Origin of the sequence: Herbaspirillum sp. SJZ099, from assembly GCF_007828355.1 — a bacterium.
Lineage (GTDB): Bacteria > Pseudomonadota > Gammaproteobacteria > Burkholderiales > Burkholderiaceae_D > Herbaspirillum.
Genome location: NZ_VIUO01000002.1, coordinates 478398 through 498909, shown reverse-complemented (window position 1 = coordinate 498909; position 20512 = coordinate 478398). Strand labels below are relative to the sequence as shown.

At 64.8% G+C, this 20512-nt stretch carries 17 protein-coding genes; 12 read left to right on the top strand and 5 right to left on the bottom strand.

What is annotated here, in order from left to right; all coding sequences use genetic code 11:
• Window positions 1–34: 34 nt before the first annotated feature.
• From rfaE2 to FB597_RS07280, 4 genes are all read right to left on the bottom strand, one after another.
• Window positions 35–517 carry a D-glycero-beta-D-manno-heptose 1-phosphate adenylyltransferase gene (gene rfaE2, locus FB597_RS07295; protein WP_144768902.1) on the bottom strand — a complete coding sequence of 161 codons (483 nt, stop codon included), beginning with the start codon at window positions 515–517 and terminating at the stop codon, window positions 35–37.
• Window positions 518–682: 165 nt separating this feature from the next.
• Complete coding sequence (locus FB597_RS07290) at window positions 683–1540, bottom strand: diiron oxygenase (protein WP_141913750.1); 858 nt, start codon at window positions 1538–1540, stop codon at window positions 683–685.
• Window positions 1541–1677: 137 nt separating this feature from the next.
• Entirely contained in the window at window positions 1678–2574 is an 897-nt protein-coding gene (locus tag FB597_RS07285) for a PhaM family polyhydroxyalkanoate granule multifunctional regulatory protein (protein WP_144768900.1), read from the bottom strand.
• 55 nt (window positions 2575–2629) lie between these two features.
• Window positions 2630–3952, bottom strand: coding sequence for a branched-chain amino acid ABC transporter substrate-binding protein (locus tag FB597_RS07280; RefSeq protein ID WP_370454654.1), 1323 nt, complete (start codon window positions 3950–3952; stop codon window positions 2630–2632).
• A 156-nt stretch (window positions 3953–4108) separates the two neighbouring features.
• Here FB597_RS07280 and FB597_RS07275 point away from each other — a divergent pair, with 156 nt between their 5' ends.
• The 4 genes from FB597_RS07275 to FB597_RS07260 all read left to right on the top strand — a co-directional run bounded on the left by FB597_RS07275 (window position 4109) and on the right by FB597_RS07260 (window position 8138).
• The gene (locus FB597_RS07275) at window positions 4109–5236 is read left to right on the top strand and encodes a DUF3108 domain-containing protein (protein WP_144768898.1); all 1128 of its coding nucleotides are present in this window, start codon (window positions 4109–4111) and stop codon (window positions 5234–5236) included.
• 81 nt (window positions 5237–5317) lie between these two features.
• Complete coding sequence (locus FB597_RS07270) at window positions 5318–6100, top strand: DUF3108 domain-containing protein (protein WP_144768896.1); 783 nt, start codon at window positions 5318–5320, stop codon at window positions 6098–6100.
• Window positions 6101–6191: 91 nt separating this feature from the next.
• Entirely contained in the window at window positions 6192–6938 is a 747-nt protein-coding gene (gene queC / locus FB597_RS07265; RefSeq protein WP_144768894.1) for a 7-cyano-7-deazaguanine synthase QueC, read from the top strand.
• An 18-nt stretch (window positions 6939–6956) separates the two neighbouring features.
• Window positions 6957–8138 carry a serine hydrolase gene (locus tag FB597_RS07260; RefSeq protein ID WP_144768892.1) on the top strand — a complete coding sequence of 394 codons (1182 nt, stop codon included), beginning with the start codon at window positions 6957–6959 and terminating at the stop codon, window positions 8136–8138.
• Between the two features lie 91 nt (window positions 8139–8229).
• Here FB597_RS07260 and FB597_RS07255 read toward each other — a convergent pair whose 3' ends face one another.
• Window positions 8230–10635 (bottom strand): penicillin-binding protein 1A, encoded by a 2406-nt coding sequence (locus tag FB597_RS07255; protein WP_370454653.1) that lies wholly within the window; start codon window positions 10633–10635, stop codon window positions 8230–8232.
• A 624-nt stretch (window positions 10636–11259) separates the two neighbouring features.
• Here FB597_RS07255 and pilM point away from each other — a divergent pair.
• The 8 genes from pilM (at window position 11260) to FB597_RS07215 (ending at window position 20365) form a co-directional block, all read left to right on the top strand.
• Window positions 11260–12123 (top strand): pilus assembly protein PilM, encoded by an 864-nt coding sequence (gene pilM, locus FB597_RS07250; RefSeq protein ID WP_144768890.1) that lies wholly within the window; start codon window positions 11260–11262, stop codon window positions 12121–12123.
• 95 nt (window positions 12124–12218) lie between these two features.
• On the top strand, window positions 12219–12728 hold the full coding sequence (locus FB597_RS07245; protein WP_144768888.1) for a pilus assembly protein: 510 nt from the start codon (window positions 12219–12221) through the stop codon (window positions 12726–12728).
• Window positions 12725–13315 (top strand): type 4a pilus biogenesis protein PilO, encoded by a 591-nt coding sequence (gene pilO, locus FB597_RS07240; RefSeq protein WP_144768886.1) that lies wholly within the window; start codon window positions 12725–12727, stop codon window positions 13313–13315. Before FB597_RS07245 ends, pilO begins: the two co-directional genes overlap by 4 nt.
• Window positions 13312–13911, top strand: a complete 600-nt coding sequence (locus tag FB597_RS07235) for a pilus assembly protein PilP (protein ID WP_144768884.1) — start codon at window positions 13312–13314, stop codon at window positions 13909–13911. The genes pilO and FB597_RS07235 overlap by 4 nt, the downstream gene beginning before the upstream one ends.
• Window positions 13908–15977 carry a type IV pilus secretin PilQ gene (locus FB597_RS07230; protein WP_255517100.1) on the top strand — a complete coding sequence of 690 codons (2070 nt, stop codon included), beginning with the start codon at window positions 13908–13910 and terminating at the stop codon, window positions 15975–15977. Before FB597_RS07235 ends, FB597_RS07230 begins: the two co-directional genes overlap by 4 nt.
• A 114-nt stretch (window positions 15978–16091) precedes the next feature.
• The gene (gene aroKB / locus FB597_RS07225) at window positions 16092–17831 is read left to right on the top strand and encodes a bifunctional shikimate kinase/3-dehydroquinate synthase AroKB (RefSeq protein WP_144768883.1); all 1740 of its coding nucleotides are present in this window, start codon (window positions 16092–16094) and stop codon (window positions 17829–17831) included.
• A gap of 1 nt (window position 17832) precedes the next feature.
• The gene (locus tag FB597_RS07220) at window positions 17833–18990 is read left to right on the top strand and encodes a deoxyguanosinetriphosphate triphosphohydrolase (RefSeq protein WP_144768881.1); all 1158 of its coding nucleotides are present in this window, start codon (window positions 17833–17835) and stop codon (window positions 18988–18990) included.
• A gap of 262 nt (window positions 18991–19252) precedes the next feature.
• On the top strand, window positions 19253–20365 hold the full coding sequence (locus FB597_RS07215) for an ABC transporter substrate-binding protein (RefSeq protein WP_144768879.1): 1113 nt from the start codon (window positions 19253–19255) through the stop codon (window positions 20363–20365).
• The last annotated feature ends 147 nt before the right edge of the window (window positions 20366–20512 follow it).

The following is a 20512-nucleotide window of genomic DNA, read 5'->3' as shown; positions in this document are numbered from 1 at the left end:
CTCCTGCCGGCCTTGTCATTGCGGGGACGCAACCTCAACCCGCCAGCTTGCGCACCTTGGCCAGCAGCTTGGTCGTCGAGCGGTCGTGTTCGAAGGCGATCGCCAGCACTTGCCCGCCATAGGCCACCACCGCCTTGCCCTCGGGAATGGCGCCCATGTCGTAGTCGCCGCCCTTCACGTAGATTTCGGGCTTCCCCTCCTGCACCACTTCCAGCGCCGTATCCTCATCGAACGGCACCACCAGCGATACCGATTCAAGCGCAGCCAGCACGGCCATGCGATCTTCGCAGGTGTTGATCGGGCGATCGTCGCCCTTGCCCAGGCGCTTGACCGACGCATCGGTATTGGCGGCCACCACCAGCGAAGCCCCCTGCGCGCGCGCCTGCGCCAGGTACGTCACGTGGCCGCGATGCAGGATGTCGAATACGCCATTGGTCAGCACCACCGGCTTGGGCAATTGGGAAATGCGCTCCTTGAGTTGGGCGCGGGTACATACCTTGTCTTCGAAATCGGCCATTTGGAATTGGTTTGTGCCGACGATGCATGATCGCCGAAAATGGAAAAAGCCGCAACAGATGTGCGGCTTTCGATTTTACTGCCTGGGGAGGCGCCCGTGTGCGGCACTATGCGCTTGCCACCGCGCCAGGGCCTCTCCCTTTGGCGTTTCGCTCCGGCCGCCCAGTCAGGCGGTGGCGACGGATTCGCCCGGCATCAGGCGCTGGGAGACTTCCTTGCGGTAGCGATTGAGCTCCTGCACCGTCCCGAAAGTACGCTCGAACAGCAGCGACATGTTGTGCAGGATGCGGTCGACCACCTTCTTTTCCCATTCGGTGTCGAACTTGATCTGGTTGTCCAGCCAGCGCTCCAGCCACTCCGGATCCGGCAGGCGGCTTTGCACCGTGTCGTTGGGGAACAGCGCCTGGTTGACGTGCAGGTTGGTCGGGTGCAGCGGCTTTTCGGTGCGGCGGGCGGAGGCCATCAGCACGCCGATCTTGGCGAAGGCGGCGCGGGCCTTGTCGCCCACCTCGTTGAGCGCCTTCTTCATGTAGCGCAGGTAGGCGCCGCCGTGGCGCGCCTCGTCCTGGCTGATGATCTTGTAGATCTGCTTGATGACCGGCTCGGTGTGCCAGTCGGCGGCACAGCGGTACCAGTGGTTCAGACGGATTTCGCCGCAGAAGTGCATCATCAGGGTTTCCAGCGGCGGCGCGGGATCGAACTCGAAGCGCACGTTGTGCAGCTCCTCTTCGGTCGGCGCCAGCTCCGGACGGAAGCGGCGCAGGTATTCCATCAGCACCAGCGAGTGCTTCTGTTCCTCAAAGAACCATACCGACATGAATGCCGAAAAATCGCTGTCGCCGCGGTTATCGCGCAGGAACATCTCGGTCGCCGGCAGCGCGGACCATTCCGTGATCGCATTCATGCGAATGGTCTGGGCCTGCTCGTCGGTGAGCAGCGAAGCGTCGAACTTGTCCCAGGGGATATCCTTATCCATGTTCCAGCGGACCTGTTCGAGCGATTTGAACAATTCAGGGTACAGCATCTGTGGTTTGCCTATATGCGTTAAGTGTTTGATTTTAACAAAGTTTTTCCCTATCCCATACTAAAACCGTCAGGTTTCAGGAATATGACAACCTTCACCAACCCGGCTTGGCGTACCGGGTTTTGAAGCGAATCGGATCAGGGGGAAGTTGGCTTGCGGGAGGCTGGCTTCTTGTTTTGCCGGGATTGTACAACACCCGCCTTGGCCGGCGTGCTCGTATTTGCCGGACTTTTGGGCACTTTCTTGGCAGCCGGCCTGTCCGCCCCGGGCTTTTCGGCCGGTTTCACCGGCGTCGCCCTCTTGGCGGCAGGCTTGGGCCTGGCTTTGGGCGCGGGCTTGGCGGCCGGCCGCATTGTCTTATTTTCGCTACGTTTGGCGGTTTTGCCTGTTTTGGCCGCCTTCCTGCCATCGGCGGGCTTTACCGGCTTGAGCAAAGGATCCTGTTGAGCCTGGGCGCCGGCCATGGCATTCCCCACGGCATGCTTGAACTGCTCCTGCAACACATTCCACCAGGCATTGGGATTGGCAATGGCCGATGTGAAATCGGGCGCCGTCTCTGGCTCCGTCGCCGGCTCGGGCTCGCCATGCTGCGCTTGCGCCTGGTTTTCCGTCCCGGCCGGCGCCGGTTCCGGTTCCGGTTCCGGTTCCGACTCCTGCTCCGCCTCGTCCCGGGCCGCGCCGGCCGGCCACATCGGAAAACCGAACGGGAACGGCGGCGGCGCGCCTTCGCGCTCTTCGGCCGGCGCCTGTTCCGGTTCACCCCCGCGCGAGGCCATGATGGCGCTCATGGCCTGCAGCGTCGACAAGGTCGCGCTTTGCACTTCCATCGTCTGGATGGTGGCCTTGAGCATGTTGAGGTTGAGCTCCAGCCAGGAAGCCACGGTCTTGAGGTCGGCAATCTTCTTGTTGATATCGTCCACCGACAGCGAAGGCGCGGCCATCGATGGCGCCCCCATGCCGCCCCATATCTGCTTCATGAATTCGATCGTATCGGCCACCGAACCTGCGCCCGGCATCTTTTCCTGATTCAGCATTGCATACTCCTGTGGAGATTGAAGCCGCATGAAGGCGCGGCCGGATACCGAGGCATCAGCGCGGCGGGCGCTGCATCTTGCACGAGGTAGGCAGCACGGTCTGCTCGGCCGGAATGAAGCGTTCGGTACGGAAACCGTAGCCGCTGCCCTCGTTGTCGAAGCGGATCCCGCCGCTGTCGGCGCGCTGCATCTGCATCAGGTACAAGGGCTGGATCAGCTGATGATCGGCCGCGCGCATGGTGGCATCGTGGAACGCGCTTTGATAATGCGCGCCTTCCAACGCATATGCAACCGCCTTGGGATCGGCACTTTTGGCCTTTTCAATGGCCTTGGCCAGCATCTCGATCATGACCTGCATGCGCAGGTACATGTAATCGTCCCTGGCCTGCGGATAGCGCTTGCGAAATTGCTGGTAGAAGACGTCGCTGGGCGAATCGGCCGCGCCGGTGCCGGCGTTCGGATGCCATTCGGCCACCGCGCGCACCGTGCCCACGCCGGCCTCGCCAATGGCCGCGGGCGCGCCCAGGCTGTTGGCGTAGAAGGTATAGAACTTGGCCTTGAAGCCGGCATCCCTGGCGGCCTTCACCAGCAGCGTCAGGTCGTTGCCCCAGTTGCCGGTGATCACCGCGTCGGCGCCGGCGCTCTTCATCTTGGCGATGTACGGCGCGAAGTCCTTGATCTTGCCGATCGGATGCAGCTCGTCGCCGACGATGGCGATGTCGGGCCGCTTGGCCGCCAGTTGCTCGCGCGCGGCCTTGGCCACCTGGCGGCCGAAGCTGTAGTCCTGCCCGATGAGGTAGACGCGCCTGGTTCCGGCATCCGCCTTGATGGCCTCGGTCAGCGCCTGCATGCGCATGTCCGCGCTGGCGTCGAAACGGAAATGCCAGAAGCTGCATTTCTCGTTGGTCAACGCCGGATCGACCGCCGAATAATTCAGGAACAGCACGCGGTTGTCCGGTTCGCGCTGGTTATGCTTGTTGACCGCATCGATCAGCGCGGCAGCCACGGCCGAGCTGTTGCCTTCGATCAGGAAGGGAATGCGCTGGTCGGTCAATTGACGGAACTGCACCAGCGAATCCTCCACCCCCAGCTTGTTATCGAACGTGGACAATTGCAGCGGATGCTTGCCGTCCGGCAGGGTGACGCCGCCGCGCGCGTTGATGCGGTCGATGGCATAACTGATGTTGCGCACCACCGCCTCGCCGGCGTTGGCGAAGGGGCCCGACAAACCATCGATCATGCCGATGCGGATGGGCGCGGCAGGGACGGCTGGTGTGGCAGGCGGGGCGGCCTGCGCAGCCGCATGCAAGGCCAGCGTGGCGGCGACTGCGACGGCGCACAGCAATGGATGGAACTTCAATCGCACGATTTCCCTCATCGATATCCGGTAGAAAACCGCGGGGCACAAAGGCCGCGTGCCATGCCGGCGCCGGCCTCCCCCACGGAGAAGCCGCATTGTACGTTGTTTGAAATTGCCTCCGGAATTGCCCCGGCCACCACGACGAAGCCGGCACGATCCGATACACTTGCGCCCATGACAGAAGTTTCCCGCCATCCCAAACGCTGGCCACGCGCGCTGGCGTTGGTGGCGCTTTCCCTGGCATTGCACCTGCTGCTGGTGGACTGGGGCAAGCGCCACCTGATCGCACCTGCCGCGCCCAACGAGCAGCACGCCATTTCGGTCGCGCTGCGGCCGGTGCCGCCGCCGCAACAACCGGTATCGCTGCCGGTGGCCAAACCGCCCGCCGCCAAAACCGCGCCGCCGAAAAAGGCCGCCGCCCCGCGCCGTGCGCGGCCCGTCGCGGAATCGATCGAACCGCCCGACGAACCCATCCGCGAAACGGTCGTCGTCGTCAGCGCGCAACCGGCGCCGGAAACCGCCGCGCTCCCATCCGGCGCAACCGACGGCGCCGGCGCGGAAGAGGCCGCCGCTGCCGGCAAGGACAGCAAGGACGCCGGCGTTCCACCATCGGCAGAAACTCAGCCGCCTGCCGCCGGCACCCATTACGTCACCGACCCGCCTCCCACGGCGCGCCTGGAATACGACGTCCAGGCCACCTATAACCAGATGCCCGTGCACGGCTCCGGCACACTGGACTGGAAAACCGATGGCAAGACCTACCGGTTGGACGGCAAGGCCGAGGACTTCCTCTTCACCTTCCTCAATTTCTCCAGCAATGGCGAGATCGACGCCTTCGGCGTGTCGCCCGAGCTGTACACCGAAAAGCGCATGCGCAGATCGGCCACCAACACGCATTTCAACCGTGAACGCAACGTCATCAGTTTCTCGGCCTCGACCGAAAGCTATCCGCGCAACGGCGGCGAGCAGGACCGCGCCAGCCTGGTCTGGCAGTTGGCCGCTATCGGCCGCGGCGATGCCGGCCAGTACCGGCCCGGCGCGGTAATCGACCTGTTCGTGGCCGGCGCACGCGACGCCGAAGTCTGGCGCATCCAGGTGCTGGGTGAAGAAGAGCTCAGGCTCCCCATCGGCCAACTGCGCGCCTGGCACGTGGTGCGCATGCCCAAGCCGGGCTCCTACGACCAGCGCATCGATATCTGGCTGGCGCCGCTGCACGACTGGTATCCGGTGCGCCTGCGCTATACCGATCCGCGCCAGAATGGCGATTATCTGGACATGTTGCTGGAGAAGGTGAAGCAGTGACGCCGCAACTTTTGCGGCAAGCCATGTCAAAATCGGGAACAACCCCTATCATCAACCGATGATCAACACAAAGAACCCGCCATGACCAACCTGCGTATCGCCCGCCTGGGCGCCCCTATCATCGCCCCTGTTATCGCCACTGCCGCAGCCCTGCTCGCCGTGCCGCCGGCGCACGCTGCCGACGGCCCGCATCCGGTCGAGAAGCGCGCCTTCAACCTGCCGCCCTCGGCCGAGCTGGCTTATTCGATCCAGGCCAAGCAAAGCGGCCTGGACATCAAAGGCCAGGGCCTGGTGAAATGGACGAATAACAAGACGTCCTACAGCGCCACGACCGAAACGCGCGCGATGCTGCTGGGCAAGATCCTGGAAACCAGCAGCGAAGGCGCGGTCGATGCCTACGGCCTGGCGCCGGAACGCTTCGTCGAGAAACGCCTGCGCCGCGATCCGTCGACCACCACCTTCAATCGCGAGCAGAACAAGATCACCTTCACCCAATCGTCCGACACCTTCCCGCTGCAAGGCGGCGAACAGGATCGTACCGGCATCACCTGGCAACTGGTTTCGGTAGCCCGCGCCAACCCGGCCAAGATGACGCCGAACTCGGAATGGAAGTTCTTCGTAGCCGGCCCGCGCGACGCCGAACAATGGACCTTCAAGGTCGTGGGCCGCGAAAAGATCCGGACCGCCCAGGGCGAGACCACCGCGGTCCACATCCTGCGCGCCCCGCCGCCGGACGACCAGGGCCAGAAACTCGACATCTGGCTGGCGCCCTCGATGGAGTGGTATCCGGTGCGCCTGAAATTCACCGACCCGGATGGCGACTATATCGAGCAGACGCTGGATTCGCTCAAGAAAACCAACTAAGCTAGCAAGCAATCCCAGCGCGGGGCCTGTGCCGGCATCGATGCCGGCCAGGCCCCGCGCCGTTACATCCCCATCTCCGCAGGCAGGCAACATGTCCGATACCTCTCCCGACGCGGTCGCCCCGACCGTCAAGACCCAAAGCGCGCTGGTGCTGTTTTCCGGCGGCCAGGATTCCACCACTTGCCTGGCCTGGGCGCTTGCGCGCTACCCGCGCGTGGAAACCATCGGCTTCGACTACGGCCAGCGCCACGCCATCGAGCTCAGCGTGCGCCCGGCGCTGCTGGAAAAGATCAAAGGCTTCTCGCCCGAATGGCAGGCGCGCCTGGGCCAAGACCACATGATCGACCTGTCGCTGATCGGTTCGATTTCGGATACCGCCCTGACGCGCGACGTCGAGATCGCCATGCAGGACAACGGCCTGCCCAACACCTTCGTGCCCGGGCGCAACCTGCTGTTCATGACGGTGGCGGCCACCCTGGCTTACCGCCGCGGCCTGAACGTACTGGTAGGCGGCATGTGCGAAACCGATTTCTCCGGCTATCCCGACTGTCGCGACGACACCATGAAGGCGCTGCAAGTGGCGCTCAACCTGGGCATGGCCACGCAACTGAAAGTGGAAACCCCGCTGATGTGGATCGACAAGGCCGAGACCTGGGAACTGGCCCGCACGCTGGGCGGCGATGCGCTGGTCGAACTGGTGCGCGCCGACACGCACACCTGCTACCTGGGCGAGCGCGGCGCGCTGCACGACTGGGGCCACGGCTGCGGCAAATGCCCGGCCTGCGAACTACGCGCACGCGGCTATCGCCAGTACCTCGCCCGCCAGCAATCGGCCTGATCCGGCCAGCATAAGCCGATGACCAGGAAATCCAGGCTGCTGGCCGGCGCCGCCGTCGCCCTGCTGTTGCTGCTGGGCGGCGCCGAGATCGCGCGCCGCGCCGCCGACCTGCCCAGCCTGCCGGTGCTGGCAGACCTGCAACTGGACCTGACGCCGCGCAGCCAGACCTACAAGCTGTACGACGCCAACCCGATCCGCCGCTCCCGCCATCCGGCGCCGCTGCCGACCGCGCTGCGCCCGCTCGACGTCGAGCTGCCGTGGAAGGAAGGCGGCACGCTGGATGTCGCCGCCTTCCTCAAGGCCACCCATACCCACGCCTTCCTGGTCGTGCAGGATGGCACGGTCGTGTTTGAAGATTACAGCGGCGGCTACGATGCCGCCTCGCGCTTCGCCTCGTTCTCGGTCGCCAAATCCTTCGTCGCCACGCTGACCGGCGCCGTGCTGGCCGAGGGCAAGCTGGCATCGCGGCAAGAGCCGATCGGCAATTACCTCAGCGGCGAAGAGATCGCACCGGCCTACGGCAACATCACGGTCGGCCAGTTGCTCGACATGCGCTCCGGCATCGATGTCGACGAACGCTACGGCGGCTCGCTCACCTCGCCGGTAGTGCGCATGTATGTCAGCACCGATCTCGGCAAATTCCTCGCCGGGCTCAATGGCCTGCGTTTCGCGCCGGGTTCGCGCTTCGAATACCGCAGCGTCGATACGCTGGTGCTGTCGCGCGTGCTGGCGCGCGCCACCGGCCAGAGCCTGTCAAGCTACGCGCAGCAGACGCTGTGGGAACCGCTGGGCATGGAGCAGGACGCCAGCTGGAGCACCGACAGCCAGGCCCACGGCGTTGAAAAGGCCTTCTGCTGCATCAACACCACCGCCCGCGACTTTGCCAAGCTGGGCCTGCTCTACCTCAATGCCGGGCGGGCCGGCGGCAAGCAGGTCGTCAGCGCCGCCTGGATCGAGGAACCGCGCCAGATAGTCAACCGCGGCCATGCCCTCGACTACCGCGACGGCTGGTGGATCCCGCCCGGCAACGAGGCCGACCGCGACTTTTCCGCCATCGGCGTCTTCGGCCAATACCTCTACGTCAACCCCGCCACCCGCACCGTGATCGTCAAACTGAGCGACCACGGCGTGGAACAGGACGAAGTGCTGACCTTGCTGGCGATGCGGCGGATCGCACACTTCGTTGCCGGCAAAAACTGAAGCGGTTTTCTGGCGCACATAAAAAAACGCCGTCCGCTGTTATAGCGGACGGCGTTTTTTCAATCCTGCGATGGCGGCGTTGCGCCAACAGTCAGAACAATTCGTTCTTCATCTGCGTCTTGGCCTTTTCCTCTTCCGGCGACAACACTGGGCGGTCGCCCATGCCCAGGTCGCGCACCATTGCAGCCGGCGGATACTCGGCATAGTAGTACTCGCCGCCGGACTCGATGATGCCGTCCGGCACCTTGCGGTCCACGTTGGGCACATCCTTCAACACCTTGGACATATAGCTGATCCACACCGGCAGCGCCAAGCCGCCGCCGGTTTCGCGGTCGCCCAGGCTCTTGGGCTGGTCGTAGCCGATCCAGGCGATGGCCGTCAGGTTGGGCTGGTAGCCGGCGAACCAGGCATCCATCGAGTCGTTGGTGGTGCCGGTCTTGCCGGCCAGGTCGGTGCGCTTCAACGACAGCGCCTTGACCGCGGTGCCGTGACGCACCACATCGCGCAGCATGCTGTCCATGATGAAGGCATTGCGCGCATCGATGACGCGATTGGACTCATCGTCGGCCGTGGCCGGCTTGGCCTGCGACAGCACATTGCCGTTGTTGTCGGTGACCTTGGTGATCAGGTAGGGATTGACCTTGTAGCCGCCGTTGGCGAACACCGAATACGCGCCCACCATCTGCAGCGGCGTGACGTTGCCGGCGCCCAGCGCCAGGGTCAGGTATGGCGGGTTCTTGTCGGCGTCGAAACCGAAGCGGGTGATGTATTCCTGCGCATACTTCACGCCGACGCGCTCCAGGATACGGATCGAGACCAGGTTGATCGACTTCTGCAGCGCGCGGCGCATCGAGATCGGGCCTTCGAACTTGCCGCCGTAGTTCTTCGGCTGCCAGACCTGGCCGCCGGTCTGGGTGAAGGTCAGCGGCGCGTCGTTGATGATGGTGGCCGGCGACAAGCCCTTTTCCAGCGACGAGGAATAGATGAACGGCTTGAACGACGAGCCCGGCTGGCGCCATGCCTGCGTCACGTGATTGAACTTGTTGCGGTTGAAGTCGAAGCCGCCTACCAGCGAACGGATCGCGCCGTCCTGCGGATTGACCGAGACGAAGGCCGATTCGACTTCCGGCATCTGCGTGATGATCCAGTTCTTGCCGTCCTGGAACACGCGGATGATGGCGCCGCGGCGGATCTTCTTCTGCGGCGGCGCCTTGTCCGACAGCAGGTTGGCGCCGAAGCCCAGGCCGGAACCGGAAATGGTGATTTCCTCGCCGGTGGCCAGCAGCGCGGTGATTTCCTTGGGCTTGGCCTCCAGCACCACGGCCGCGACCATGTCGTCGCTGTCGGGATGGTCGGCCAGCTCCACTTCGATGGCATCTTCCAGCGCTTCCCTGGAGGCGCCTTCGGGCAACTCCATGTAGCCTTCCGGACCGCGGTAGCCGTGGCGCCGTTCGTAGTCGATGATGCCGCGGCGCAGGGCGATGTAGGCGGCGTCCTGGTCGGTCTTGGTGATGGTGGTGAACACGTTCAGGCCGCGCGTATACGTCTCGTCCTTGTACTGGGCATAGATCAGTTGGCGCGCCATTTCGGCCACATATTCGGCGTGCATGCCGAAGGCCGAGCTGTCGCCCTTGACGCGCAACTCCTCATCCCGCGCCGCCAGGTATTGCGGCTCGGTGATGTAGCCCAGCTGGCGCATGCGCAGCAGGATGTACTGCTGGCGCGCGTGGGCGCGCTTGGGATTGACCACCGGGTTGTAGGCCGACGGCGCCTTGGGCAGGCCGGCCAGCATCGCCGCTTCGGCAATGGTGATGTCCTTGAGTTGCTTGCCGAAATAGATCTGGGCGGCCGAGGCGAAACCGTAGGCGCGCTGGCCCAGATAGATCTGGTTCATGTAGACCTCGAGGATCTGGTCCTTGGTCAGGTTGTTCTCGATCTTCCAGGCCAGCGGGATCTCATAGAAGAATTTGCGCGTGGCCTTCTGCAGGAAGGTCGGCTCGTTGCTGGTCAGGAAGAAATTGCGGGCCACCTGCTGGGTGATGGTGGAAGCACCGCCGCCGCCGCCCGAGAGGTTGGAGAAGGTGGCGCGCACGATGCCCTGGTAATCGACCCCGCCGTGCTCATAGAAGCGGTCGTCCTCGATGGCCAGCACGGCCTTCTTCATGATGTCGGGGATGTCCTTGAAATGCACCAGGTTGCGGCGCTCTTCGCCGAACTCGCCGATCAGCACGCCGTCGGCCGAGAAAATGCGTAGCGGGATCTTGGGACGATAGTCGGTCAGGGTATCGAGGTCGGGCAGCTTGGGATAGGTCAGGGCGACGATAAAGGTCACGCCCAGCACGGCCATCGCCACCACACCGAGGAGGATGCCGAAGAGGCCGAGAATGAAACGGACAGACCAGTGCAGGCGCTTGCGCGGCGCTTTGTTCCCGTCCGCCGGCGGCTTGCCAGCCGGCGTCGGGTTCGGTTTTTCGCCAGCGTTTGGAGGTGAAGACATGCGAAATAAACTAGATAAAGGCGAGATAAGAACCTATTTACGATCCCGTCCGGGGTCGCTCAAATACCCTTTCAGGCGGTCTGCGGCGTTGCAAAGCCTCGTCGGGCCACCGGCCCGGCTACGTTTTGCGCCTTGCAGCCCATCCTGAAATAGCATTCGATCAACTCCCGGCGAGATCATCAACAGGTTCTAAGCGAGTCAAATCGGGCCGTAGCCGGATCAGAGAGACAAGGACGCATTATAGCGGCTCGCCCTTGCGACCCAAGCAGCCAGGTTCGGGCGAGCGCCAGCCGCAGCAGGCCAGCGGGGCGCCAAAGTTGCCGCGGGCAAGGATTAGCCCCGATCTGCCTCCAATTCGCATCAATTTGATGCAATCGCCGGACAATTGCCCGGCGCCGGCCGATGGCCCGGTGTTGCAAATAGACCAAACCTCTTTGACCCGGGCGACTGCCGCGGTTCCCTTCGGGCGCCGATTCATTTGCGCGGCATTCTCAAGTTTCATCTATTGCCGGCCATGCGCGGCCTGCCGAACAATCACCGGCTCCATCGAAACGTATCCGAAGCGGGTATTTCCACGTGGCATTTTCACTGGCATTGCAGAGATCGCGAATCGGCACCCATGGCATGTGCGCCGGACTGGACATCGGCGCCGACCGCATCCGGCTGGCCGTGCTGCGCCGGCGGCGCGGCCGGCTGCGGCTGGAACTGCTGGCTGAGCATGCCTTCGGCCAGGTCATCTGCAACGATGGCCGGATCGATGACTTCGAATTGCTCGCGCATGGCTGCCGCCGGCTGATGCGGCAGCACATGATCCATGCCGGCGCGGTGGCCATGGCGATCCCGGCGGCAACGGTCACGTTGACGCCGCTGGTCTTGCCCGCCTCGTCGAACGAACTGCAACGGCTGGCGCAGGTTCGCGCCGAGGCGGCGGCCCACCGGCGGCAATCGCTGGACGAATTGGCGCTCGATTATCGTGTGCTCGGCCCGGCGCCGGCCTCCCCCGCCGATGTGCAAGTGCTGGCAGTCACGGCGCCGGCCATGCTGGTGGAAGACCGGCTGGCCCTGGCCGAAGCGCTGGGCCTGCAAGCGCGCGCGGTCGTGGCCGACGGCTGGAGCCTTGCGACCTTCCTGCGCGACGGCGATGGCGCGGCCGTCTTGCATCTGGACGCCGCCTCGGCCTGGCTGTCGCGGCACGCGCAACACTGGCAAGCGCTCGCATGGCGTAGCGACGGCGCCCCCATCACCGCCTTGCTGGAAGAATTGGCGCCGCTGTTGCGGCCATCGCCGCCACGGCTGCTGCTCAGCGGCGATGCCGCCGCCCTGAACCCGGTTGCGGCGGCGCTGCGCAAATACGCCGGCATCCCCGCTGCCGTGGCCGCGCTTCCTCCTCGCATCCTGGTCGCCGGGCATGTGGCGGCCGCCATCGCGCCGCGCCGGCTCCCGGCATTCCATTGCGCCGTGGCGCTGGCCGGCGAAGGACTCATGTGAGCAGGCGCACGACTTCCCCGAACTTTGCCCTGCCCCCGTCCCGGCGTCGCCGGGCGCGCGAACTCTCGTTCTACCGTTGGCTCGCATGTTCAGCCTTGCTGGGCATCTTGCCGGTACTGGCGCTGGCGATGCGCATCGATGGCCAAACGGACGGCATCGGCATGGCCAACCGTTTGCTGGCGGCCGAACTGCACACCCTGCAGCCGCAACTGGATCAGCGCGCGGCAAGCCAAAGCCGCATCGCGCACATGCAATCCCGGCTGGCGACGCTCAACGACCAGACCGCCCTGCGCGCGCGAGCCGCGTCATTGCTGCGCGCCGCCTCCGCCGCCGCGCTGCCGGAAATCAGGCTGTACCGCATCGCCCTGCAACCGCGCGCTGGAGAATTGCGCGGCCATGCGGCGGATGTACGCGATATCCAGGCATACGCCAATGCGCTGCTGCATGCCGGCATGGAACGTGTCGCCATCCAGGATCTGCGCGCCACCGACCGGCATGCCGACGACGGACGCTATGACTTCACGCTGTCGCTGCCGTTCTCACCGCCGCCACTGCATGGCGACAGGCATGACGACAGGCCTGCCGATGCCAGCGTCCCGCCATGAAACGCCGATCCGCACTGCCGGCGCATCCCGCGCATTGGCCGCTGGCAGCGCGCGCCATCCTGCTGCTGGCCGTGGCGCTGGCTTGCGCCGCCACCGGACTTTTCCTGTACGTGCAACCACGCAGCGCACTACGCCAGGCCGCGGAAAATCTTCGCCACGACCAGCAATCGCGGCTGCTGGCCGCGTTGGAAAAGGTGGCGGAACTGCCCGCACTGCGTTCACAGGAAAACCTGCTCGACATGCAATTGCTGAGCGCGCAAGAGCCGCTATGGTCCGGCGACAGCCATTCCGTCGCCGGCCTGTTGCAGCTCAAGCTGGCGCGCCGCGCGCAAGAATGCGGCCTGGAGATGGAATCGTTCAAGCCGCTGGCGCCGGCCCAGCCGGCAACCCATGCCGAGATCGAACTCAGCGGCGAGTACGCCGGCCTGCTGCGGTTCGTGGAGCTGGTCACCGAGCCGCCGCTGCCGGTACAGGTCGAGTCGATGGAGCTGGCCCTGCACGCCGCCCGCGCAGGCCGCCAGACCTTGCTGATGAAAGTCGTCCTTGGCGCTGTGCTGCGCGATGCCGAGGCCCTTGCCCAACCATGACAGCGCCATTCGTTCCCCGCCATCCGGCCTGCCGCTTGCCGCTACATCTATTGCTGGCCACGCTGCTGTCAGGCTGCGGCGCTGCGGATCAAGCCGAGGCCACCCGCGCCTGGATCGCCCAGGCCAGGCGCGAGGCCGACTCCCGCGTACCGGCGCCGACACACGCCCAACCGGAACAAACCGACGCGGCCGCCCTTTCCCTGACGGATACACCAACCGATCCGTTCGGCATGGCGCAACGGCGAGCCGCACATCGGCAAGCCAGCGCACGCAACGACGACCGCATGCAGCCCGCCGAGCCGGTCGGGAAATCCGCGCCGCACATCCGGGTATTGGGCACGCTGGTGCAGGAAACCTCCGCCTATGCCGTGCTGCAGGTAGACGGCCGCAGTTTGCGCGTGCGGGTCGGCGACGAACTCCCCGCGGGACTGGGACGCGTGGTGCGCATCGATGAACAATCGGTGCAAGTGGCCCACCGGGGCGCAACGCAAATACTGGCGGTAGGCAGCGGCGCTACGCAAGAAATGGCGTCCAATGCGCCGCCGTCCGCGGACAAACCGCGCCAGCCACGACAACGCCATTGGGTACGGCCATGAGCGAGCGCATGATGCCGATGATTTGCTGCCTGCTCAGCTTGCTGGGCTGCCTGCTCCTGTCTTTTCCGTCGGCGGCGGAAGAAAACCGGCTGGAGTCGGTCAGCGTAAAACAGGAAGACGATGCAACCGTCGTCGAACTGGATTTTGCGCATCCGCCCGCGCCGCTTCAGGTGGGCGAATTCTCCACCGTCAATCCGCCGCGCCTGGTGCTTGATTTCCCCCGTACCGCCAGTGCCGGCGACATCAACCGACGCATGCGCGGCACGGGACTCATGCAGCAGGCCATGCTTGCCGCCGATGGCCAACGCCTGCGCCTGCTGCTGGAGCTCAAGCAAAACGCGGCACATCGACTGCACTACGACGGACGGCGGCTGCGCATCGTGCTGCGCGAACGGCTGATCGCCCCGGACCAGGACGAGCACGCGCAACCCATGCTGGCCGGCATCGACTTTCGCCGCGGGCCGACCGGCGCAGGGCAAATCGCACTGGAACTGCCATCGGCGCACACCACGGTCAATGTCCGCCAGTCGGGCCAGCAGATCGTCGCCGACATCCCCGGCGTCACATTGCCCGCTGCGCTGCAGCGCCGCCTCGATGTCGACGACTTCGCCACGCCGGTGGCGCGTTACAGCGCCATACGTCATGCCGGCGGCACGCGGCTGATTATCGAACCGCATGGGCTATGGCGCTACGACGCCTACCAGCGCGGCCGCCGGCTGGTGATCGAGGTGCAGCCGGCGGCGCCGCAGGCGCAGCGACCCGCTGCCGAGCGCGATTACCAGGGCGACACACTATCGATGAACTTCCATGACATCGACGTGCGCTCGGCGCTGCAAGTGCTGGCCGACTTCACCGGGCTCAACATCATCGCCAGCGATGCCGTGGGCGGCCAGCTCAGCCTGCGGCTCAAGAACGTTCCCTGGGACCAGGCGCTGGACATCATCATGCAGGCGCGCGGCCTGGGCATGCGGCGCAACGGCAACATTGTCTGGATCGCGCCGCGCGAGGAAATGCTGGCGCGCGAAAAGCAGGAACTGGAACAACAAGCCATGATCGCCGACCTCGAACCGCTGCATGCCGAGGTGTTCCAGCTCAACTACCAGCGCGCCGACACCTTCCGTCGCGCGTTCGGCATCGGCGAGGACGGTGCGGCGCTGGCCGAACGCCGCAACGGGCTGCTCTCGCGGCGCGGCAGCGCGGTGGTCGATGCCCGCACCAACCAATTGTTCGTCACCGATACCCCGGCCGTGCTGGCCAATATCCGCAAGCTGCTCGAACGCATCGACGTGGCCGCGCGCCAGGTGCTGATCGAGGCGCGCATCGTCGAGGCCGACGACAGTTTCGGACGCAACCTCGGCATCAAGCTGGGCCTGTCGGCCCGGACCAACGGCGCGGCCATCGGCAATTCCTACGGCGACGTGGCCGAGCTCAGCGGCCAGGCGCCGCCCGCCTCCGGCGCCTCCGCCCGGGAACCCGCCGTCAATCTCCCGGCCCAGTCCATCGGCGGCTCGCCGCCGGGCAGCTTTGCCTTCACCCTGTTCAACGCGGCCGCGCACCGCTTCCTCAACATCGAGCTGTCGGCGCTGGAATCCGAAGGGCGCGGCAAGATCGTTTCCAGCCCGCGCGTGGTCACCGCCGACCAGCAAACCGCGCTGATCGAACAAGGCGAGGAAATCCCTTACCAGCAATCCACCAGCAGCGGCGCGACCGCCACCGCCTTCAAGAAAGCCAACCTGAAGCTGGAAGTGACGCCCCAGATCACGCCGGACGGCAATGTCATCCTCAATGTGGATGTCAACAAGGACAGCCGCGGCACCGCCACGCCCGGCGGCCTGGCGATCAATACCAAGCACGTCAAGACCCAGGTCGAGGTGGAAGATGGCGGCACCGTGGTGCTCGGCGGCATTTACACCCAGACCGAACACCAGCGCGAAGCCAAGGTGCCGCTGCTGGGCGACATCCCGGTGCTGGGCCACCTGTTCAGGCACAGCGCCCGGGTGCAGGACAAGACCGAACTGCTGATCTTCCTGACGCCGCGCGTGGTGGCGGCGCAGCACCGCCATTGATGCGCATTTTTCCCCGGCGGGCCGCCAAGGACGGTAAAATCAGCGTTTTGGCCGAAAAACCGCGCAACGGCAATACCGCCGCCGCTTTCCGGCCTGCTGCGCAGAATTTTCGATATGACAGGAAGCATCTTTCTTGTCGGCCTCATGGGCGCCGGCAAGACCACCATAGGCCGCGCCCTGGCCAAGAAGCTGGGCAAGCGCTTCGTCGATTCGGACCACGAAATCGAAGCGCGCACCGGCGCATCGATCCCGGTCATCTTCGAGATCGAGGGCGAAGAGAGCTTCCGCCGCCGCGAAGCCGAAGTCATCCGCGACCTCTGCGCGCAATCCGACATCGTGCTGGCCACCGGCGGCGGCGCCGTCCTGCGCGCCGAGAACCGCGAGAACCTCAAGCGCCACGGCACCGTGATCTACCTGCGCGCCAGCATCAACCAGATCCTCCAGCGCACCGGCCGCGACAAGAACCGCCCGCTGCTGCAGACCGCCGACCCGCGCCGCAAGCTGGAAGAACTGTCCCGCCAACGCGAGCCGCTGTACCGCGAAGTGGCTGATTTCGTCGTCGAAACCAATCGCCCCAATGTGCAGTTCCTGGTGCAGACCATCATGAGCCACCTGGAGCTTGCGCCCAAGCAGGCCGAGGCGGATGCCTTCGCCGGCGGCATTGTCTTTACCGCCTCCGCAACTTCCTCGACCACCACCTTCACCGGCGTCGCCAGCGCCGGCCACCACCAGAACACACGCAGCATGAGCCAAGCCGATACCCCCGCCGCCCCGATCACTCTCGAAGTCGACCTGGGCGAACGCAGCTATCCCATCCTCATCGGCCGCGGCCTGCTGGACGATCCCGCCCTGCTGCCGCAATTCGTCAAGGGCAAGCGCGCCGCCATCGTCACCAACGACAAGGTCGGCCCGCTGTATCTGGAAAAGGTCAGCGCCGCCCTGCGCGCGGCCGGCAAGCAGGTCACCGAGATCGTGCTGCCCGACGGCGAAGGCGAGAAGAACTGGGCCAGCCTGATGAAGATTTTCGACGTGCTGCTGGCCGAGAAATGCGACCGCAAGACCACCCTGATCGCCCTGGGCGGCGGCGTGATCGGCGACCTGACCGGTTTCGCCGCGGCCTCCTACATGCGCGGCGTGCCGTTCGTGCAGGTGCCGACCACGCTGCTGTCGCAGGTGGACTCGTCGGTGGGCGGCAAGACCGGCATCAACCACCCGCTGGGCAAGAACATGATCGGCGCGTTCTACCAGCCGCAAGCGGTGCTCGCCGACACCGCCACGCTGCACACGCTCCCCGCCCGCGAACTGGCCGCCGGCATCGCCGAGGTGATCAAGCACGGCGCCATCATCGACGCCCCCTTCTTCGACTGGATCGAGGCCAATATGGCCAGGCTGGTAGCCAAGGATGACGCCGCGCTGGCCTACGCCATCCAGCGCTCCTGCGAGATCAAGGCCGACGTGGTGCGCCAGGACGAACGCGAAGGCGGCCTGCGCGCCATCCTCAACTTCGGCCACACCTTCGGCCATGCCATCGAAAACGGCCTGGGCTACGGCCAATGGCTGCACGGCGAAGCGGTCGGCTGCGGCATGGTGATGGCGGCCGACCTGTCGCATCGCCTGGGCTACATCGACGCCGCCGCGCGCGAACGCATCCGCGCCGTGACGGCCGCCGCCGGCCTGCCGACGGTGGCGCCGGATCTTGGCGCCGAGCGCTGGCTGGAGCTGATGGAAGTCGACAAGAAAAACGAAGGCGGGCAGATCAAGTTCATCCTGGTCAAGCCGCTGGGCAGCCCGCTGATTACCAACGCGCCGCAGGAGTTGCTGATGCAAACCCTGGCGGCCTGCACCGGAGAGTGACATGAGTTTCGAAGCGCCGCCCCACCTCGCCCCCTACGCCGCCAATTCGGCGAATTCAAGGGGCCGGCGCTTCGATGAGACTCCCCCCGGTTCGCGCAGCCAATTCCAGCGCGACCGCGACCGCATCGTCCACTCCACCGCCTTTCGCCGCCTCGAATACAAGACCCAGGTCTTCGTCAACCACGAGGGCGACCTGTTCCGCACGCGCCTGACCCACAGCATCGAAGTGGCGCAGATCGCGCGCTCCTGCGCACGCAATCTCAAACTCAACGAAGACCTGGTGGAAGCCATCTCGCTGGCCCACGACCTCGGCCACACGCCCTTCGGCCACGCCGGCCAGGATGAACTCAACGACTGCATGAAGGAGCACGGCGGCTTCGAGCACAACCTGCAAAGCCTGCGCGTGGTGGATGAACTGGAACAGCACTACGCCGCCTTCGACGGCCTGAACCTGACCTTCGAGACGCGCGAGGGCATCCTCAAGCACTGCTCGCTGCACAACGCGAAACAATTGGGCGACATCGGCCAGCGCTTCATCGACAAGAAGCAGCCTTCGCTGGAAGCGCAACTGGCCAACCTGGCCGACGAGATCGCCTACAACAACCACGACATCGACGACGGCCTGCGCTCCGGCCTGCTGGGCATGGCGCAGATGTGCGAGGTGGATTTCTTCGCGCGCCACCTGCGCGAAGTGGAGCAGGCCTACCCCGGCATCACCGGCCGCCGCGTGATCCACGAGACGGTGCGCCGCATGATCAACGCGCTCATCGTCGACCTGATCGATACCTCGCAGGCGCGCATCGCCGACGCGGCGCCGCGCGATATCGAGGACGTGCGCAACGCGCCGCGGCTGATCGCCTTTTCCGACGCCATGGCGGCCGAAGCCGCGATCCTGAAAAAATTCCTGCGCGAGAAGCTCTACCGCCACTACCAGGTCAACCGCATGACCGCCAAGGCGCGCCGCATCATCAGCGAGATGTTCCAGGCCTTCATCGGCCAGCCCAACCTGCTGCCGCCGGCCTACCAGATTCGGGATCTCGCCGACGAGGCGCAGCGCCTGCACAAGCAGGCGCGCCAGGTGGCCGATTACATCGCCGGCATGACCGACCGCTACGCGATACGCGAGCACCGGCGGCTGTTCCTGATGGAAGAAACCTAGAACTCATTTCATCAATAGGAGTGAGATGCGTTCTGCTCAGAAAGGGCGCTGGCAAAACGTCCAGTCTTGACCCAACTTCGCGCCTTGCACTTCATCCCAAACGGGATAAGCTCGCACTCACGCCTATTGATGAAATCAGTTCTAATAATAAATACGAGATTCAGTCTCTATTTCGATCACTGCGGCTGATAGCCGTTGCCCTCCTGTCCGGCATTGCTAACATCGGAGATTCCCGGTAACTGCGCCAACAAGGAGATCCCCCATGCGACTGCCTGCGCTATTGCTGACCGGCGTGCTGGTTCTCGCCTGCAGCCCGGGCGCCGGCGCCAGCGACCACATCGTCATCGGCCAATCGGCCGACCTGAGCGGCCAGCATGCCCACCTCACCCGGCAATTCCTCGCCGGCGCCCATGCCTACTTCGCGCAAGTCAACGGCAAGGGCGGCATCCATGGCCGCCAGATCAGGCTGGCCACGATGGATGACCAGAACGACCCCATCCTGGCAATCCAAAACACGCGGCAACTGCTGCAAGAGGACAAGGCGCTGGCGCTGTTCGGTTATGTCGGCTGGCAAACCAGCAGTGCCGTGCTTCCCATCGTCAATGAGAACGGCGTCCCGTTTTTCGCGCCGGTCACCGGCGCCCGCATCGTTTATAACGCGCTCAACCGCCACGTATTCACTATCCGCGCCAGCTACGTCGATGAATACAGCTACATGTTCGCGCATTTTTCCAGGATCGGGCTCAAGCGCCTGGCCATCTTTACCGACCATCCCAACGTACCGAGCCACGCCCTCCTGCAAACCATGATCGACACCGCCGGGGCAGAACTGGTGACGACCGTCAGCGCGGTCGGGCCGAGCATGGAAAAGATGGCCGGCAGCCTCCTGCGCGCGCGGCCGGACATCATCCTGGTCATGAGCATTTCGCCGGCGCTCAATCTCCCCTTGATCGAACTCTTGCGCGCCAAAGGCTATCGCGGCTACTTCTATGCCGCCTCGCTCGTCTACAGCACGCTGGACGATTCCCGGCACAAGGCGCTGGCCGGGATGATCGTCTCGCAAGCCATGCCCTTCCCGTGGAAAAGCACCCTCCCCATCGTGCGCCAATACCAGCAGGCGATGCGCCAGGCCCGCGCCAGCGAGTTCAGCCATCTTGGACTGGAAGGATTCATCGCCGCCAGGGTGCTGGCCGAAGGCATCAGGCGCGCCGGCCCCGCCCCGACGCGCAACAAACTGATCGCCGCACTGGAAAGCATCAATGAGAAGAACTACGACGGCCTCGGATACCGGATCAATTTTTCCGGATCCAACCGCCATGGCGCCTCCCATGTCGACCTCACCACCATCACCAGCGCAGGCACCCTGGCCCATTAGCGTACACATCGCGGGCTGGCGGAAGAAGGTTGAAACATTGTTAAAATCCGGCAACATCACGCAAAACGATACGTACTGTCTCGATTCAACATTAAATCGATCAAAATTGCCTTCCTGACCTTCAGATTCCCGGGCCGATGCCGTAAG

Excerpts from the sequence above, each read along its gene's own strand:
- FB597_RS07235 (WP_144768884.1), top strand. The coding sequence starts at position 13,312 with ATGACAGCGCCATTCGTTCCCCGCCATCCGGCCTGCCGCTTGCCGCTA.
- FB597_RS07280 (WP_370454654.1), bottom strand. The coding sequence starts at position 3,952 with ATGAGGGAAATCGTGCGATTGAAGTTCCATCCATTGCTGTGCGCCGTC.
- pilM (WP_144768890.1), top strand. The coding sequence starts at position 11,260 with ATGTGCGCCGGACTGGACATCGGCGCCGACCGCATCCGGCTGGCCGTG.
- FB597_RS07290 (WP_141913750.1), bottom strand. The coding sequence starts at position 1,540 with ATGCTGTACCCTGAATTGTTCAAATCGCTCGAACAGGTCCGCTGGAAC.
- queC (WP_144768894.1), top strand. The coding sequence starts at position 6,192 with ATGTCCGATACCTCTCCCGACGCGGTCGCCCCGACCGTCAAGACCCAA.
- FB597_RS07215 (WP_144768879.1), top strand. The coding sequence starts at position 19,253 with ATGCGACTGCCTGCGCTATTGCTGACCGGCGTGCTGGTTCTCGCCTGC.
- aroKB (WP_144768883.1), top strand. The coding sequence starts at position 16,092 with ATGACAGGAAGCATCTTTCTTGTCGGCCTCATGGGCGCCGGCAAGACC.
- FB597_RS07285 (WP_144768900.1), bottom strand. The coding sequence starts at position 2,574 with ATGCTGAATCAGGAAAAGATGCCGGGCGCAGGTTCGGTGGCCGATACG.
- pilO (WP_144768886.1), top strand. The coding sequence starts at position 12,725 with ATGAAACGCCGATCCGCACTGCCGGCGCATCCCGCGCATTGGCCGCTG.
- FB597_RS07220 (WP_144768881.1), top strand. The coding sequence starts at position 17,833 with ATGAGTTTCGAAGCGCCGCCCCACCTCGCCCCCTACGCCGCCAATTCG.
- FB597_RS07270 (WP_144768896.1), top strand. The coding sequence starts at position 5,318 with ATGACCAACCTGCGTATCGCCCGCCTGGGCGCCCCTATCATCGCCCCT.
- FB597_RS07260 (WP_144768892.1), top strand. The coding sequence starts at position 6,957 with ATGACCAGGAAATCCAGGCTGCTGGCCGGCGCCGCCGTCGCCCTGCTG.
- FB597_RS07230 (WP_255517100.1), top strand. The coding sequence starts at position 13,908 with ATGAGCGAGCGCATGATGCCGATGATTTGCTGCCTGCTCAGCTTGCTG.
- FB597_RS07275 (WP_144768898.1), top strand. The coding sequence starts at position 4,109 with ATGACAGAAGTTTCCCGCCATCCCAAACGCTGGCCACGCGCGCTGGCG.
- rfaE2 (WP_144768902.1), bottom strand. The coding sequence starts at position 517 with ATGGCCGATTTCGAAGACAAGGTATGTACCCGCGCCCAACTCAAGGAG.
- FB597_RS07255 (WP_370454653.1), bottom strand. The coding sequence starts at position 10,635 with ATGTCTTCACCTCCAAACGCTGGCGAAAAACCGAACCCGACGCCGGCT.